This is a genomic window from Mangrovactinospora gilvigrisea (assembly GCF_001879105.1).
GTDB lineage: Bacteria > Actinomycetota > Actinomycetes > Streptomycetales > Streptomycetaceae > Mangrovactinospora > Mangrovactinospora gilvigrisea.
Map to the genome: position 1 here is coordinate 1 of NZ_MLCF01000075.1, position 16,506 is coordinate 16,506.

General features: G+C 72.7%; 16 protein-coding genes. 3 read left to right on the forward strand and 13 right to left on the reverse strand.

The features are described from left to right. Window positions 1-258: 258 nt before the first annotated feature. The 4 genes from narI to BIV57_RS14665 form a co-directional block, all read right to left on the reverse strand. Window positions 259-987: a respiratory nitrate reductase subunit gamma gene (gene narI / locus BIV57_RS14650; RefSeq protein ID WP_071657244.1), complete on the reverse strand. Its 729-nt coding sequence runs from the start codon at window positions 985-987 to the stop codon at window positions 259-261. Further along, the gene (gene narJ, locus BIV57_RS14655) at window positions 984-1,643 is read right to left on the reverse strand and encodes a nitrate reductase molybdenum cofactor assembly chaperone (protein WP_071657245.1); all 660 of its coding nucleotides are present in this window, start codon (window positions 1,641-1,643) and stop codon (window positions 984-986) included. Before narJ ends, narI begins: the two co-directional genes overlap by 4 nt. After that, on the reverse strand, window positions 1,643-3,301 hold the full coding sequence (gene narH / locus BIV57_RS14660; protein WP_071657246.1) for a nitrate reductase subunit beta: 1,659 nt from the start codon (window positions 3,299-3,301) through the stop codon (window positions 1,643-1,645). Before narH ends, narJ begins: the two co-directional genes overlap by 1 nt. Window positions 3,302-3,387: 86 nt before the next feature. Continuing rightward, window positions 3,388-7,146: a nitrate reductase subunit alpha gene (locus BIV57_RS14665; protein WP_419185712.1), complete on the reverse strand. Its 3,759-nt coding sequence runs from the start codon at window positions 7,144-7,146 to the stop codon at window positions 3,388-3,390. A 156-nt stretch (window positions 7,147-7,302) separates the two neighbouring features. Here BIV57_RS14665 and BIV57_RS14670 point away from each other — a divergent pair, with 156 nt between their 5' ends. From BIV57_RS14670 to BIV57_RS26575, 3 genes are all read left to right on the forward strand, one after another. Further along, window positions 7,303-8,532 carry a nitrate/nitrite transporter gene (locus BIV57_RS14670; protein WP_071657247.1) on the forward strand — a complete coding sequence of 410 codons (1,230 nt, stop codon included), beginning with the start codon at window positions 7,303-7,305 and terminating at the stop codon, window positions 8,530-8,532. Between the two features lie 170 nt (window positions 8,533-8,702). After that, entirely contained in the window at window positions 8,703-9,107 is a 405-nt protein-coding gene (locus BIV57_RS26570) for a chaplin family protein (RefSeq protein WP_071657248.1), read from the forward strand. A gap of 60 nt (window positions 9,108-9,167) precedes the next feature. Next, window positions 9,168-9,656 carry a chaplin family protein gene (locus tag BIV57_RS26575; protein WP_079170338.1) on the forward strand — a complete coding sequence of 163 codons (489 nt, stop codon included), beginning with the start codon at window positions 9,168-9,170 and terminating at the stop codon, window positions 9,654-9,656. A 51-nt stretch (window positions 9,657-9,707) separates the two neighbouring features. Here BIV57_RS26575 and hisF read toward each other — a convergent pair whose 3' ends face one another. The 9 genes from hisF to BIV57_RS14720 form a co-directional block, all read right to left on the reverse strand. Next, window positions 9,708-10,472: an imidazole glycerol phosphate synthase subunit HisF gene (gene hisF, locus BIV57_RS14685; RefSeq protein WP_071657250.1), complete on the reverse strand. Its 765-nt coding sequence runs from the start codon at window positions 10,470-10,472 to the stop codon at window positions 9,708-9,710. Then, complete coding sequence (locus BIV57_RS14690; protein ID WP_419185713.1) at window positions 10,469-10,876, reverse strand: Rid family hydrolase; 408 nt, start codon at window positions 10,874-10,876, stop codon at window positions 10,469-10,471. Before BIV57_RS14690 ends, hisF begins: the two co-directional genes overlap by 4 nt. A 7-nt stretch (window positions 10,877-10,883) precedes the next feature. After that, complete coding sequence (gene priA / locus BIV57_RS14695; protein WP_071657251.1) at window positions 10,884-11,612, reverse strand: bifunctional 1-(5-phosphoribosyl)-5-((5-phosphoribosylamino)methylideneamino)imidazole-4-carboxamide isomerase/phosphoribosylanthranilate isomerase PriA; 729 nt, start codon at window positions 11,610-11,612, stop codon at window positions 10,884-10,886. A gap of 47 nt (window positions 11,613-11,659) precedes the next feature. Beyond that, window positions 11,660-12,289: an imidazole glycerol phosphate synthase subunit HisH gene (gene hisH, locus BIV57_RS14700; protein ID WP_071657252.1), complete on the reverse strand. Its 630-nt coding sequence runs from the start codon at window positions 12,287-12,289 to the stop codon at window positions 11,660-11,662. An 11-nt stretch (window positions 12,290-12,300) separates the two neighbouring features. Next, complete coding sequence (locus tag BIV57_RS25205; RefSeq protein WP_175548763.1) at window positions 12,301-12,468, reverse strand: hypothetical protein; 168 nt, start codon at window positions 12,466-12,468, stop codon at window positions 12,301-12,303. Window positions 12,469-12,472: 4 nt separating this feature from the next. Then, window positions 12,473-13,063, reverse strand: coding sequence for an imidazoleglycerol-phosphate dehydratase HisB (hisB, locus tag BIV57_RS14705; RefSeq protein ID WP_071657253.1), 591 nt, complete (start codon window positions 13,061-13,063; stop codon window positions 12,473-12,475). Continuing rightward, on the reverse strand, window positions 13,060-14,181 hold the full coding sequence (locus tag BIV57_RS14710) for a histidinol-phosphate transaminase (protein WP_071657254.1): 1,122 nt from the start codon (window positions 14,179-14,181) through the stop codon (window positions 13,060-13,062). Before BIV57_RS14710 ends, hisB begins: the two co-directional genes overlap by 4 nt. After that, window positions 14,178-15,488, reverse strand: a complete 1,311-nt coding sequence (gene hisD / locus BIV57_RS14715; RefSeq protein ID WP_071657255.1) for a histidinol dehydrogenase — start codon at window positions 15,486-15,488, stop codon at window positions 14,178-14,180. The genes BIV57_RS14710 and hisD overlap by 4 nt, the downstream gene beginning before the upstream one ends. Window positions 15,489-15,558: 70 nt before the next feature. Then, window positions 15,559-16,506, reverse strand: coding sequence for a sterol desaturase family protein (locus BIV57_RS14720; RefSeq protein ID WP_071657256.1), 948 nt, complete (start codon window positions 16,504-16,506; stop codon window positions 15,559-15,561).

Consider the following 16,506-nt stretch of genomic DNA (forward strand, 5'->3'; position numbering starts at 1 on the left):
CTCGGGGGCGGGCCGAGGGACTGGCGCGGGCCGGGCGGCGGGGGCGGGCGGGGCAGGCGGGGACGGATCGTACGGGGCGGCAGGTGGAGTTGTTATTCGGCTGCGGTCGCGTGCCGTGGCAGTGGCGGTGCGGCCGCGCCGATGGCTCCCGGTGGGAGCCCTGTGGCGGGACATGTGGGGCAGGTTAGAACACTCGTCCGCGGAGGAGCCCCGTCCACCACGTGACCGTGTGGTTACTCACGTCACGTCATGGACGTGTCACCGCACGCGTTCCCAGCCGCGCTGCGGCGAGCGGGCGCCCAACTGCCGCGCGTCGCGGGAGCGGTAGACGATGTACGGACGGAACATGTAGAAGACCGGAGCGGCGAAGGCGTGGATGAGCCGGGTGAACGGGAACATCCCGATCAGCACCATGCCGACGGCCGCGTGGATCCGGTAGACGATCGGCGTCGCCGACATCAGCGCGATCTTCGGGTCGCCGTAGAAGACCGAGCGGAACCACACGGAGACGCTGGTGCGGTAGTCGTAGGGCCCCTCGGCGGCGTTCCAGAAGGTGGCGGCGAGCCCCAGGCAGATCGCCCCGAGCAGCACGACGTACATCACCTTGTCGTTGTTGGTGGTGGCGTCGAAGACCGAGCCGGTGGTGCGCCGTCGGACGATCAGCATGGCGAGCCCGGCGAGGGCGGCGAGGCCGGCCGGGATGCCCAGCCAGGTGGCGATGAGGTGGTAGGCGTGCTCGTCGATGCCGATGCCGTCGATCCAGCTCTTGGGGATGACCACGCCCAGGATGTGGCCGAAGAAGGCGCCGATGATGCCGTAGTGGAAGAGCGGGCTGGCGATCCGCAGCAGCCTCTTCTCGTACAGCTCGGAGGAGCGGGTGGTCCAGCCGAACTTGTCGTAGCGGTGGCGCCAGACCGTGCCGCCGATGAGGGCGACGAGGCAGACGTACGGGAGCACGCCCCACAGCAGCAGTCCGGCGGAGGTCATCGGCGGGGTCCTTCGGGGTCGTTGACGCGGTGTCGGACGTCGGCGGGGGCGGCCGGGGCGGGGCGGGCCGGGGCCGGGGGCAGGGTGGCGAGCACCGCGTCCAGCGGGGCGGTCCAGGGGGTGGCGGCGCGGGCCAGCGAGCGGCGCAGCTCCTCCAGGCCGCGGCGGTGCTCGGCGAGCAGCCGCACGCCGGGCTCGCCGGCCGAGGCGGCGAACTCCAGCACCACCGGCAGATGGTCGGGGAGTTCGGCGCCGGGCTCGTCGCGGAACTCCAGCCCGCCCTGCCGGTAGCGCTCCTTGAGGCGCACCAGAGCGGCGCCGCGGTCGCGGGTGTCGCCGTGCGTCCACCAGGTGAGGTAGAGGGAGCGGCGGTTCTTGCGGTCGAAGGTCTCCACGTACTGCGCGGCGAGGTCGACCGGGTCGGTGGCGGCGCAGTGCTCCAGGAAGCCGGTGAGCAGCCGGGCGGGCTTGTCGTGGGTGGCCGCCGGGAGTTCGGCGACGGCCCGGCCGAGCAGCGGCAGGGACTGCTGGAAGGCGGTGTCGGGGTAGCCGAGGCAGAGCGCGGCGGCCTGGCGGACGACGGCGGTGGGGCGGTCCGCGGCGGGGGCGGCGGCCGCGGCGCGCCGCCGGGACCTCAGCATCAGGCGCCGGGCCATCACTTCTCCTTCTTCCTGCGGGCCGGGAAGAGGCCGGCGGGCCGCCCGTTGCCGTCCCAGTTGAGGAGGTTGACGCGGCGTCCGCCGGGCTTGTCGGCGGAGCTGTCGCTGGTCTGGCGCTCCTTCAGGGCGTGGAAGGTCTCGACGCTGGCGGGCACGGGCTGCCCGGAGGTCTCGCCGAAGGGGCCGCCCATCCCGGGGCCGCCGTCGAACTCCAGGCTGCAGCCGTCGCCCAGCACGGACTCCTCCAGGCTCCGGGCGTCCCCGGCGGCGGCGCTGGGGATGACGTAGCGCTCGCCGTACTTGGCGATGGCCAGCAGCCGGAAGAGGTCGTCCAGGTCCTGCCCGGAGAGGCCGACGCGGCCGGCGATGCCCGGGTCCTCCTCCTCGCCGAGGTTCTTGCGGCGCTGGTGGTTGCGGATCGCGGCGAGCGTCTCCAGCGAGGCCCGGACGGGCTCGGGGTCGCCGGCGGTGAACAGCTCGGCGAGGTAGTCGACGGGGATCCGCAGGGTGTCGAGGGCGCCGAAGAGGTTGTCGAGGCTCTCGCCGTCGTGGCCGCTCGCGGCGAGCGCGTCGACGATCGGGGAGAGCGGCGGGATGTACCAGACCATCGGCATGGTGCGGTACTCCGGGTGCAGCGGCAGCGCCACCCGGTACTTGGAGATCAGCGCGTGGACGGGCGACCTGCGGGCCGCCTCGATCCAGTCGTGCGGGATGCCGGCCCGCTCGCACTCCTGGCGCACCGCGGGGTCCTCCGGGTCGAGGAAGACGTCCAACTGCCGGTGGTAGAGCTTCTTCTCGTCGGGCTCGCAGGCGGCGGCGGTGACGGCGTCCGCGTCGTAGAGCATCACGCCGAGGTAGCGCAGCCGCCCCACGCAGGTCTCGGAGCAGACGGTGGGCAGGCCGACCTCCATGCGCGGGTAGCACAGGGTGCATTTCTCGGCCTTGCCGGTGCGGTGGTTGAAGTAGACCTTCTTGTACGGGCAGCCGGTGACGCACATCCGCCAGCCGCGGCAGCGGTCCTGGTCGACCAGGACGATGCCGTCCTCGCTGCGCTTGTACATCGCGCCGGAGGGGCAGGAGGCGACGCAGGCGGGGTTGAGGCAGTGCTCGCAGATGCGCGGCACATAGAACATGAACGCCTCTTCGAACTGGCCGCGGACCTTCTCGGAGAGGCGGCCGACCAGCGGGTCGTCGTCGAGGTGCTCGGGCATGCCGCCGAGGTCGTCGTCCCAGTTGGCGGACCAGACGATGTCGGTGGGCTTGCCGGTGATCAGGGAGCGCGGCGCGGCGGTGGGCATGTCGTCGCCGGCGGGGGCCTCGGTGAGGTTCTTGTAGTCGTAGGTCCAGGGCTCGTAGTAGTCGGCGAGCTCCGGCAGGACGGGGTTGGAGAAGATGGTGGCGAGCTTGCGGAGGCGGCCGCCGGCCTTGAGGCGGAGCCGGCCGCGGGCGTTGAGCTCCCAGCCGCCGCGCCACTTCTCCTGGTCCTCGTGGCGCCGCGGGTAGCCCTGGCCGGGCCGGGTCTCGACGTTGTTGAACCACACGTACTCGACGCCGGCCCGGTTGGTCCAGGTCTGCTTGCACGTGACGGAGCAGGTGTGGCATCCGATGCACTTGTCGAGGTTCATGACCATCGCCAGCTGGGCCATAGGTTTCATGCGGTAGCTCCGGTTGCGGTGTCGGTTCGGCTCACGGTTCGTCGTGCTCACTCGCGCGGTTCCCCGCGCCCCTTCCGGGGCGCGGGCTAGAACCGCACGTCCTGGCTGCGGCGGCGGATGACCGTGACCTCGTCGCGTTGGTTGCCGGTGGGGCCGAGGTAGTTGAAGGCCCAGCTGAACTGCGCGTAGCCGCCGATGAGGTGGGTGGGTTTCAGCAGCACGCGGGTGAGGGAGTTGTGGATGCCGCCGCGGCGGCCGGTCGCCTCGGTCTTGGGGGTGTCGACGGTGCGGTCCTGGGCGTGGTGCATGTAGACCGTCCCCTCCGGCATCCGGTGGGAGACCACCGCCCGGCAGCTGACCACGCCGTTGCGGTTGTGCGCCTCGATCCAGTCGTTGTCCTTGGCGCCGATCGCCGCCGCGTCCTGCGGGGACATCCAGATGGTCTGGCCGCCCCGGGAGAGCGCCAGCATCAGCAGGTTGTCCTGGTACTCGGAGTGGATGGACCACTTGTTGTGGACGGTCAGGTAGCGGACCGTCACCTGGGCGTCCTTGCCGGGCCCCAGCTTGGGCTCGCCGAAGATCCGGGAGATGTCCAGCGGCGGCCGGTAGATCGGCAGGTTCTCGCCGAACTCGGTCATCCAGTCGTGGTCGAGGAAGAAGTGCTGGCGGCCCGTCAGGGTGTGCCAGGGCTTGAGGTGCTCGGTGTTGAGGGTGAACGCGGTGTAGCGGCGGCCGCCCGCCTCGCTGCCGGACCACTCCGGCGAGGTGATCACCGGCACCGGCGCGGCCTGGGTGTCCTGGTAGGTGACGCGCTTGCCCTCCCACTCGGCCGCGAGGTGCGCCATCTCCTGGCCGGTGCGCTCGGTCAGGGTGTGGAAGCCCTGGACGGCGAGGCGTCCGTTGGTGGTACCGGAGAGCGCCAGGATGGTGTCGCAGCACTTGACCGCGGTGTCCAGCAGCGGGCGCCCCGCCGCGGCGCCGCCGCGGGCCGTGCCGTGCCGGGCCTTGAGGTCGGCGACCTCCGCGTCGGGCCGGAACCGGATGCCCTTGACGGGCAGCCCGGCCTTCTCCACCAGCGGGCCGAGCGCGGCCATCTTGTCGGCGACCGCGGTGTAGTCGCGCTCCACCACGGCGAGGGCCGGGCCGGTGGCGCCGGGCACCAGCGGCACCTCCTGCTTGCGCCAGTCCAGCGCCACTCCCCCGGGCTGGGCGACCTCGCCGGGGGTGTCGTGCTGCAGCGCGGTGGCGACCAGGTCGTGGCGGACGCCCAGGTGGTCGCGGGCCAGTTCGGAGAAGCGGCGGGCGAGGGTGTGGAAGGCGTCGAAGTCGCTGCGCGCCTGCCAGGGCGGGTCGATCGCCGGGGTGAAGGAGTGCACGAAGGGGTGCATGTCGGTGGAGGAGAGGTCGTGCTTCTCGTACCAGGTGGCGGCGGGCAGCACCACGTCCGACAGCAGCGTCGTGGAGGTCATCCGGAAGTCGATGGAGAGCAGCAGGTCGAGCTTGCCCTCGGGGGCGTGCTCGTGCCACTTCACGTCCTTGGGGCGCTGCCCGGGGCGGGCCTCCTCGGCGGTGAGCGAGGCGTCGGTGCCCAGCAGGTGGCGCTGGAAGTACTCGGCGCCCTTGGCGGAGGAGCCGAGCAGGTTGGAGCGCCAGACGGTCAGCACGCGCGGCCAGTTGGCCGGGGCGTCCGGGTCCTCGCCGGCGAAGCCGAGGCCGCCCTCCCGCAGCTGCTCGGCGACCCAGGCGGCGGGTTTGCCGGGGCTGGCGGCGAGCGCCTCGTCGGCGAGGTCGAGGGGGTTTCTGTCGAAGGTGGGGTAGGAGGGCATCCAGCCCATCCGGGTGGCGGCGGCGAGGGTGTCGGCGGCGGTCATGCCGCGCATCGCGCCGTTGCCGAGCGGGGAGGCGAGCTGCTCCATGCCGGCGTGGTCGTAGCGCCACTGGTCGGTGTGGAGGTAGAAGAAGCCGGTGCCGATGTTCTGGCGGGGCGGCCGCGACCAGTCGTTGGCGGAGGCGAGGCAGGCCCAGCCGGTGCTGGGGCGGCACTTCTCCTGGCCGACGTAGTGGGCCCAGCCGCCGCCGTTGCGGCCCTGGCAGCCCGTCAGGTTGAGGAGCGCGAGGAAGCCCCGGTACATCGTCTCGGAGTGGAACCAGTGGTTGGTGCCCGCGCCCATGATGATCATGCAGCGGCCGCGGGTCTTCGCCGCGGTGCCGGCGAACTCCCGGGCGATGCGGGCGGCCTGGGCGGCCGGCACCGAGGTGAGGGTCTCCTGCCAGGCGGGGGTGCAGGGCTCGTCGGGGTCGTCGTATCCGGCCGGCCAGTGGCCGGGCAGCCCCGGGCGGTGCACCCCGTACTGGGCGAGCAGCAGGTCGAAGACGGTGGTGACCAGCGGACCGCCGGGGGCGAGCCGGGTCGCGGGGACGCCGCGGCGGACGCTGCCGGTGGACTTGCCGTCCACGTCGACGGGCAGGTCGAAGCGGGGCAGCAGCAGCTCGACCTGCTCGCTGCCGGCGGCGGCGTGCAGGCTCAGCCGGGGGTTGACCTCGCCCAGGTCGAGGTTCCACTTGCCCGCGTCGCGCTCGTTCCAGCGGAAGCCGATGGAGCCGGTGGGGATGTGCGGATGGCCGGTGCCGTCGTCGATGACGACGGTCTTCCACTCGGCGGCGTCCGCCTCGCCGCCGGCGCCGGGCAGGTCGGAGGCGCGGACGAACTTGCCGGGCACGAAGGCGCCGTCCCGCTCCTCGAGGGTGACCAGGAACGGCAGGTCGGTGTAGCGGCGGACGTAGTCGTCGAAGAAGGCCTCGCGCCGGTCGACGAAGTACTCCTTGAGGATCACATGGCCCATGGCGAGGGCGAGCGCGGCGTCGGTGCCGGGGTGCGGGTGCAGCCACTCGTCGGCGAACTTGCTGTTGTCCGCGTAGTCGGGCGCGACGGTGACGACCTTGGTGCCGCGGTAGCGCGCCTCGGCCATCCAGTGCGCGTCCGGGGTGCGGGTGACGGGGACGTTGCTGCCCCACATCATCAGGTAGGCGGCGTCCCACCAGTCGCCGGACTCCGGGACGTCGGTCTGGTCGCCGAAGACCTGCGGGGAGGCCACCGGCAGGTCGCAGTACCAGTCGTAGAAGGAGAGCATGCTCGCGCCGAGCAGCGAGTGGTAGCGGGCGCCGGCGGCGTGGGAGACCATCGACATCGCCGGGATGGGCGAGAACCCGGCCATCCGGTCGGGGCCGTACTTCTTGATGGTGTGCACCTGGGCGGCGGCGGCGATCTCGATCGCCTCCTCCCAGCTCGCCCGCACCAGCCCGCCCTTGCCGCGGGCCTGCTGGTAGGCGCGGCGCCGGTCGGGGTTGTCCTGGATGGACCGCCAGGCGGCCACCGGCTCCCCGTACTTCGCCTTCGCCTCGCGGTAGAGGGTGAGCAGGGCGCCGCGCACATAGGGGTAGCGCACCCGGGTGGGCGAGTAGGTGTACCAGGAGAAGGCGGCGCCGCGCGGGCAGCCGCGGGGCTCGTACTCGGGGCGGTCCGGGCCGACGGACGGGTAGTCGGTGCCCTGCGTCTCCCAGGTGATGATGCCGTCCTTGACGTACACCTTCCAGCGGCAGGAGCCGGTGCAGTTGACGCCGTGGGTGGAGTCGACGACCTTGTCGTGGCTCCAGCGCTCCCGGTAGAAGACGTCCCCCTGGCGGCCGCCGGTGAGGTACTCGGCGCGCAGGTCCTTGGAGTAGGGGACCCTGCGGAAGGCCCGCCCCAGTCTGAGCAGGGCGTCGGATGCGGGTCCGTCCGTTCCGGGATGGTCGGCTCCGGCATCCGGCGGGGTGGCTCCGGGCTGGGTCGGCGTCGTCGTCACGGGGCCAGGTTGCCCGCCGGTGCGGCGGTGCCGAAGGGTCATTCAGTCCCGATTGGGCCGTGCGGGTGGGCCGAAAGGCCCGTTCGGAGCACACCAGCTGACGGAATGTGATGATCCGGTTCTAACGTCGCATCAGGATCCCGGAAGGAGACCCCGATGACGACGTCCGCCCCGCCCTCGCCCCCGGCCAGCGCCTCCAGGACCGAGGAGACCCGGGTCCCGGCCGCCGCCTATGTGAACCTGGTGGTCGCCACCGTCGGGTTCGGCCTCACCTTCTGGGCGTGGAACCTGATCGCCCCGCTCGCCACGCACTTCCAGGACGAGCTGGGCTTCGGCACCTTCGCCAACTCCTTCCTCGTCGCCGTGCCGGTGATCGTCGGATCGCTGGGGCGGATCCCGGTGGGGGCGCTCACCGACAAGCTGGGCGCCCGGCTGATGTTCCCGCTGGTCTCTGCGCTGACCATCATCCCGGTGCTGCTGCTGATCCCGGCCCGGCACAGCTACTGGTCGCTGGTGCTGGTGGCCTTCGTGCTGGGCATCGGCGGCACCACGTTCGCCATCGGCATCCCGCTGGTCAACTCCTGGTTCCCGCCCAGCAGGCGCGGCTTCGCGCTGGGCGTCTTCGGCATGGGCATGGGCGGCACCGCCTTCTCCGGGTACTTCTCGCCGCGGATCTGGCAGCACAGCCAGGACCTGCCCTACATCGTGGTGGCCTTCTGCATCGCGGTGTACTGCGTCATCGCGATGCTGCTGATCCGCGACCACCCGGGGCGCAAGATCCCGACGACGCCGCTGACGGCCCGTCTGAAGCAGGCCGGGAGGTTCCGGGTCACCTGGGAGCTCTCCGCGCTCTACGCGATCGGCTTCGGCGGCATCGTCGCCTACGGGACGTACCTGCCGACCTACCTCAAGACCTGGTACCACCTCTCGCCGACCGACGCGGGCACCAAGGCGGCCGGCTTCGCGGTGCTCACCGTCATCGGCCGGCCGATCGGCGGCTGGCTCTCGGACCGCATCCACCCGGCCGTCGTCACCGCCTGGGCGCTGGTCTTCACCGGGATCCTCTCCCAGTGCCAGGCGTTCGCCCCGAGCCTGCACTGGGCCGGCACCGCCTTCCTGCTGGGGATGGCCTTCGGCCTGGGGGTGTGCAGCGGTTCGGTCTTCGCGCTGGTGTCCCAGGTGACGCCGGTGGAGCAGGTCGGCAGCGTGACGGGCATCGTGGGCGCCGTCGGCGGGCTCGGCGGCTTCGTCCCGCCGCTCGTGATGGGCGCCATCTACGCAGGTCAGCACTCCTACGCGATCGGCTTCGGGCTGCTCACCGACCTGGCGCTGGCCGGCGCCGTCTACGCCGCGATCCGGATGCGGCAGGCCTCGCGCGAGGTGTGACGCGGCATCACCCCGCGTCCCCGGAACGGGTGGTCGGGGGCGTGCCCATTGGGCCAGACAGGTGAATATCGGACCTCGATCGTCACGGACCGCGGGACGGAGTCGTTTCTCGGATCGGATGCCGCCGAGCGGCTCCTCCCCACGACCCTGATCCGAAAGGTGATCGATCGATGTCCCTCGTGACCCTCAAGCGCGCCGCGGTTGTCCTCGTCGCGGCCGGCGCCGTGCTGGGCAGCGGCTCCGCCGCCTTCGCCAACGCCGGTGCGGCGGGTGCCGCCATCGGCTCGCCCGGCGCGGGCAGCGGCAACCAGGTGCAGGTCCCGGTCTCCGTTCCGGTGAACGTCTGCGGCAACACCGTCACCGTGGTCGGCGCGCTCAACCCGACGCTGGGCAACCGCTGCGTCAACCACGACATGCCGGGCGCCGTGGCCAAGGGTGCCGCCCTGCACTCCCCCGGCTTCCTCAGCGGCAACCTGGTGCAGGTCCCGGTCGACGTCCCGGTGAACGCCACCGGCAACAGCGTCACCGGCATCGGTGGGCTCAACCCGGCGCTCGGCAACTCCTCCGCGAACTGACGCCGCCCCTCCCGATCCTTTCCCCCCAGATATACCCACCCCCCAGAAAGGCGCAGATCCATGCGTATTAGTGCCATGCGGCGGACCGCCGTCGTCGCCACCGCCGCGTGCGGCCTGCTCGGTGCCGCCGCCGGCGTCGCGAGCGCCGCCTCCTCCGCCTCCGGTGCGGCGGTCGGCTCGCCCGGTGCCGTCTCCGGCAACGCGGTGCAGGTCCCGGTCTCGGTGCCGGTCAACGCCTGCGGCAACACCGTCACCGGCATCGGCGCGCTGAACCCGACGTTCGCCAACGCCTGCGCCAACCACGACGCCCCGGGCGCGACCGCCAAGGGCGTCGCCGCGCACTCCCCCGGGTTCATCAGCGGCAACCTGGTGCAGGCCCCGGTCGACGTCCCGGTGAACGTGGTCGGCAACACCGCCACGGTCATCGGCGGGCTCAACCCGACGCTCGGCAACACCGGCGTCAACGGCGGCAAGACCCGCACCACCCCGCCGAAGGAGTGCCCCTCCCTCGACGAGCAGGGCGTCGCCACCCGCGCGCTGCACTGCTGATCGGACCATGGTCCCCCGCGCCCCTTCCAGGGCGCGGGGCCCGGCACGCGCTCAGCGCACCGGCGCGCCCGACTCCCGCAGCGCGTCCTTGACCTGGCCGATCGTCAGCCGGCCGAAGTGGAAGACGCTCGCCGCCAGCACCGCGTCCGCGCCGGAGGCGACCGCCGGCGGGAAGTCCGCGGTCTTGCCCGCGCCGCCGCTGGCGATCACCGGGACGTCGACGGCGGCCCGTACCGCCTCGATCATCTCCAGGTCGTAGCCGTCCTCGGTGCCGTCCGCGTCCATCGAGTTCAGCAGGATCTCGCCGGCCCCCAGGCCCGCCGCCCGCTCCGCCCACTCCACCGCGTCGATGCCGGCGCCGCGGCGTCCGCCGTGCGTGGTCACCTCGAAGCGCATCCCCGAGCCCGGCTCGGCGCGGCGCGCATCCACGCTCAGCACCAGCACCTGGGAGCCGAACCGCGCGGAGATCTCCCCGACCAGCTCCGGGCGGGCGATCGCCGCGGTGTTGACGCCCACCTTGTCGGCGCCGGCCCGCAGCAGCCGGTCGACGTCGTCGACGGCGCGCACCCCGCCGCCCACCGTCAGCGGGATGAAGACCTGCTCGGCCGTGCGGCGCACCACGTCGTACATGGTGGCGCGGTCTCCGGAGGAGGCGGTGATGTCCAGGAACGTCAGCTCGTCCGCGCCCTCCGCGTCGTAGCGGCGGGCCAGCTCCACCGGGTCGCCCGCGTCCCGCATGTTGCGGAAGTTGACGCCCTTGACGACGCGCCCGGCGTCGACGTCCAGGCACGGGATCACTCGGACCGCCAGACTCAACTCGGATCCCTCCTCAGGGCCTCGACCTCGATCTCGACCATCGTCCGCGAGTCGACCAGCCCCTGGACCACCACCATGGTGGCCGCGGGCCGGACCTCGCCCAGCTCGTCGCGGTGCGCCCGGCCCACCGCCTCGGTGTCCCGGGTGTGGGTGACGAACATCCGGGTGCGCACCACGTCCGCCTTGCCCAGCCCAAAGACCGCCAGCGCCTCCAGCGCGGCGGCGATCGCCCGCCGGGCCTGCCGGTAGGGGTCGCCCTCGCCGACGACCAGCCCGTCGCGCAGCGCGGTGCAGCCGGAGACCAGCACCAGCGGGCCGGCCTGCACCGCCCGCGCCGACCCGAAGTCGGCCTCGTGGGGGCTGCCGGAGAAGGCCCGGTCGCCCTCCCGCCGTATCCCGGTCACGGCCGCCTCACCCCTCCCGGACGAGCGCCAGGGCCTCCGGGAGCGTGAACGCGCCCTCGTAGAGGGCCGTTCCGACGATGGCGCCCTCGACGCCCTCTCCGGTCATCGCGGCCAGCGCGCGCAGGTCGTCGAGCGAGGAGATGCCGCCGCTGGCCACCACGGGGCGGTCGGTGCGGGCGCAGACGTCGCGCAGCAGCTGGAGGTTGGGGCCGGTGAGGGTGCCGTCCTGGTTGATGTCGGTGACCACGTAGCGGGCGCAGCCCTCGGCGTCGAGGCGGGCCAGCGTCTCGTAGAGGTTGCCGCCGTCCCGCGTCCAGCCGCGGCCGCGCAGCGTGGTGCCGCGCACGTCCAGGCCGACCGCGATCCGGTCGCCGTGCGCGGCGATCGCCTTGGCCACCCACTCGGGCTCCTCCAGCGCGGCGGTGCCCAGGTTGACGCGGCGGCAGCCGGTGGCGAGCGCGGCCTCCAGGGAGGCGTCGTCGCGGATGCCGCCGGAGAGCTCGATCTTCACATCCAGCCGGCCGGCGACGTCGGCGATCAGGGCGCGGTTGTCGCCGGTGCCGAACGCCGCGTCCAGGTCGACCAGATGGATCCACTCGGCGCCGGCCTCCTGCCAGGCCAGCGCGGCGGCCAGCGGCTCGCCGTAGCGGCCGCCGGTGCCGGACTCGCCCTTCACCAGCTGCACGGCCTGGCCGTCGCGCACATCCACGGCCGGCAGCAGCTCGAGCTTCGCCATCGGTGTTCCTTCCCAAGAGGTGTTGCGGAGAGAGGCTTGAGGGGGTGTCAGAGGGACGCGACCCAGTTGGCGAGCAGCGTGGCGCCCGCGTCCCCCGACTTCTCCGGATGGAACTGGGTCGCCCACAGCGGCCCGTTCTCGACCGCGGCCACGAACGGCTCCCCGTGCTCCGACCAGGTCACCCGCGGCGGGGCGTAGGGGGTGTCGGTGAGCTCCCAGCGGCGCACCGCGTAGGAGTGCACGAAGTAGAACCGCTCCTCCGGCCCTATGCCGGCGAAGAGCCGGCTGCCCTCGGGGGCGGAGACGGTGTTCCAGCCCATGTGCGGCACCACCGGCGCCCGCAGCTTCTCCACCGTGCCGGGCCACTCGCCGCAGCCCTGCGTCTCCACGCCGTGCTCGATGCCGCGCTCGAAGAGGATCTGCATGCCGACGCAGATGCCCAGCACCGGGCGGCCGCCGGCCAGCCGCCGGCCGATGATCTCGTCGCCGCGCACCGCGCGGAGCCCGGCCATGCACGCCGCGTAGGCGCCGACGCCCGGCACCAGCAGGCCGTCCGCCTCCAGCGCGGTGCGCCGGTCGGCGGTGACCTCCACCTCGGCGCCGGTGCGGGCCAGTGCCCGCTCGGCCGAGCGGATGTTGCCCGAGCCGTAGTCCAGTACCGCTACCCGCGTTCCCATCCGACCCTCCGTCAGCCGACCTGGACCCAGCGGTAGACGCCCAGCGCCAGGAAGAGCGCGGACGCCACGCCCACCAGCACCACGACCTGCTTGGGCATCTGCTGCTTGGCGAACGAGTACACGCCGCCCGCGAACATCAGCCCTATGCAGATCAGAATGATCGTCAGGGTGTCCTTCATGGTTCTACAGCGCGCCCTTCGTGGAGGGGATGCCGGTCTGGCGGGGATCCGGCTCGGCGGCGGCCCGCAGCGCCCGCGCCAGCGCCTTGAACTGGCACTCGACGATGTGGTGGGCGTTGCGGCCGTAGGGGACGTGGACGTGCAGCGCGATCTGCGCCTGCGCCACGAACGACTCGAGGACGTGCCGGGTCATGGTGGTGTCGTAGGCGCCGATCATCGGCGCCATGCCCTCGGGCTCGGTGTGCACCAGGTACGGGCGGCCGGAGAGGTCGACCGTCACCTGGGCGAGCGACTCGTCCAGCGGCACCGAGGCGTCGCCGAACCGGCGGATGCCGCTCTTGTCGCCGAGCGCCTGCCGGAAGGCGGCGCCCAGCGCGAGCGCGGTGTCCTCGATGGTGTGGTGGGTGTCGATGTGCAGATCGCCGTCGGTCTTGACGGTGAGGTCGAACAGCCCGTGCCGGCCCAGCTGGTCGAGCATGTGGTCGAAGAAGCCGACGCCGGTGGCGACGTCGACCTGCCCGGTGCCGTCCAGGCCGATCTCGACCAGGACGGAGGTCTCCTTGGTGGTGCGCTCGACGCGGCCCACGCGGCTCATTGCTGCTCCTTCTTCGTGACGACATCCACCGACTTCACGGCCGCCAGGAAGGCGTCGTTCTCGGCCTCGGTCCCGATGCTGACGCGCAGCCAGCCGGGCAGCCCGTTGTCGCGCACCAGCACGCCCTGGTCGAGCAGCGTCCGCCAGGCGGCGTCGGCGTCCGCGAACCGGCCGAACTGGATGAAGTTGGCGTCCGAGGGGACGACCTCCAGGCCGAGGGCGGCCAGCGCGGCGGCGACCCGGTCGCGCTCGGCCTTCAGCTGCTCGACGTAGCCGAGCAGGGTGTCGGTGTGCTCCAGCGCGGCGAGCGCGGTGGCCTGGGTGACGGACGACAGGTGGTAGGGCAGCCGCACCAGCAGCAGCGCCTCCACCACCGCAGGGTCGGCGGCGAGGTAGCCCAGCCGCAGCCCGGCGGCGCCGAACGCCTTGGACATCGTCCGGGTGATCACCAGGTTGGGCCGGCCGTCCAGCAGCTCCAGCAGCGAGCGGCCGTGCGAGAACTCCACGTACGCCTCGTCGACGACCACCAGCGAGGGACGGGCCGCCTGGGCCGCCTCGTACACCGCGAGCACCGTCTCGGGCTCGATGGCCGTGCCGGTGGGGTTGTTGGGCGAGCAGAGGAAGACGACGTGCGGGCGGTGCTCGGCGAGGGCGGCGCGGGCCGCCTCGACGTCCACGGTGAAGTCGGCGCGGCGCGGGCCGGACAGCCAGGCGGTGCCGGTGCCGCGGGAGATCAGCGCGTGCATGGAGTAGGACGGGTCGAAGCCCAGCGCGAGCCGGCCCGGCCCGCCGAAGGCCTGCAGCAGCTGCTGGATGACCTCGTTGGAGCCGTTGGCCGCCCACACCTGCGCGGGCGCGATCGGCACCCCGCCGCGGGAGAGGTACTCCGCGAGGCGGGTGCGCAGCTCGACGGCGTCCCGGTCGGGGTAGCGGTTGAGGCCGCGGGCGGCCTCGGTGACGCGCTCGGCGATCCGGGCCACCAGCGCCTCGGGCAGCGGGTGCGGGTTCTCGTTGGTGTTGAGGCGGACGGGGACGTCCAACTGCGGCGCGCCGTAGGCGTGCTGGCCGCGCAGCTCGTCCCGGATCGGCAGGTCGTCGACTCGGGTGGGGCGTGTCATGACGGGTTCGGGACCTTCCAGTCGTACCGGGCTCGGATCGCGGCGCCGTGCGCGGGGAGGTCCTCCGCGTCGGCGAGGGCGACCACATGGTGGGCGACGTCGGCGAGCGCCTGCTCGTCGTAGGCGACCACATGGATGCCGCGCAGGAAGGACTGCACGGAGAGCCCGGACGAATGGCACGCGCAGCCCCCGGTGGGCAGCACATGGTTGGACCCGGCGGCGTAGTCGCCGAGCGAGACGGGCGCGTAGGGGCCGACGAAGACCGCGCCGGCGTTGCGGACCCGGGCGGCGACGGCGGGCGCGTCGGCGGTCTGGATCTCCAGGTGCTCGGCGGCGTAGCCGTTCACCACGTCCAGGCCCTGGTCGATGTCCTCGACCAGCACGATCGCGGACTGCTTGCCGGCCAGCGCCTCGGCGATCCGGGCGCTGTGCCGGGTGGCCTCCACCTGGCGGGGCAGCTCGGCCTCGACCGCGTCGGCCAGCTCCGGGGAGTCGGTGACAAGCACCGCTGCGGCGACCACGTCGTGCTCGGCCTGGGAGATCAGGTCGGCGGCGATGTGCACCGGGTTCGCGGTGGCGTCGGCGAGGACGGCGATCTCGGTGGGCCCGGCCTCGGCGTCGATGCCGATCCGGCCCTTGAGCAGCCGCTTGGCGGCGGCCACATAGATGTTGCCGGGGCCGGTGACCAGGTCGGCGCGGGCGCAGGGCCCGGCGCCGTGGGCGAACATGGCGATCGCCTGGGCGCCGCCGACGGAGTACACCTCGTCGACGCCCAGCAGCGCGCAGGCGGCCAGGATGGTGGGGTGCGGCAGCCCGCCGAACTCCTTCTGGGCGGGCGAGGCCACGGCGATGGAGGGGACGCCGGCCTCCTGGGCGGGCACCACGTTCATCACCACGGAGGACGGGTAGACGGCCCGGCCGCCGGGGACGTAGAGCCCCACCCGGTCGACGGGCACCCAGCGCTCGGTGACGGTGCCGCCGGGCACCACGGCGGTGGTGTGGTCGGTGCGGCGCTGCTCGCGGTGGACGAGCCGGGCGCGGCGGATGGACTCCTGGAGGGCGGCGCGGACCGTCGGGTCGAGCGCCTCGGCGGCCTCGTCGAGGGCCTCCTTGGGCACCCGGATCGAGTCGATCCGCACGCCGTCGAACTTCTCCGTCAGCTCGATGAGCGCCGCCTCGCCGCGATGATGGACCGCGTCGCAGATGGGCCGCACCGTCTCCAGTGCGGCCTCGACGTCCAGGTCGGCGCGGGGCAGCAGGTCGCGCGGGTCGCCGGAGGCGCCGCGCAGATCGAGTCGGGAGATCACCCCGCCAGTGTAGGGGGACACGCTGTGTGTCCGGCGGCGGGTTCCGGGTGTTGAGACGGCCGGTGGGACGTCAGCGCTCGGCGGGTTCGGCGGCCGCGGCCGGGGCGGGCTCGCCCCCCGGAGCGGGAGCCGGTGCAGGTGCCGGTTCGGCCGCCGAAGCGGGCGCCGGTGCGGCCGCCGCGGGCCCGTCCGGCTGCCAGCCGGGGCCGCGGAAGAGCCGCCCGGCGGCCGTCCGGACGCTGCCGGAGCCGTGCAGGTCGCGGGCGATCGCGGCGTACTCGTGGGTGGCGACCCGCAGCGGGTTGTAGGTGGCGATGTTCTTCGTCAGCCCGTAGACGGGGCGGGAGGTCTCCGGGGCGAAGGTGCCGAACATCCGGTCCCAGACGATGAGGATGCCGCCGAAGTTGCGGTCCAGGTAGCCGCCCTGCGAGGCGTGGTGCACCCGGTGGTGGGAGGGGGTGTTGAGGAGGAACTCCAAGGGCGCCGGGAGCTTCCGGATCCGCTCGGTGTGGATCCAGAACTGGTAGACCAGGTTCGCCGAGGAGCAGAACGCGATCGCGGCCGGGCTCACCCCGCACACCACCAGCGGCAGGTAGAAGACGCCGAAGGTGAGGTCGGTCCACGGCTGGCGCAGCGCGGTGGAGAGGTTGAAGCGCCGGCTGGAGTGGTGCACCACGTGCTGCGCCCACAGGATCCGCACCCGGTGGGTGGAGCGGTGCAGCCAGTAGTAGCAGAAGTCCTGGCCGAGCAGCATCAGCGGAACGGTGGTCCACCAGTGCACCGGGGTGCGCAGCGGGGTGAGCGCGTAGACCGCGGTGTAGAGGGCGACCGCCGGGATCTTCCACAGCAGATTGGTCACCAGGCTTCCCAGGCCCATGGTGATGCTGGTGACGGTGTCCCTGAGGGCGTAGCCCTCCTGCTCCTCGTCCGGGTGGAACCGGTAGGAGACGATCTCCACGAGCGTCAGCAGGACGAACGCGGGTATCGCCAGGGTCACCGCATCGGGCAGGTTCGGCAT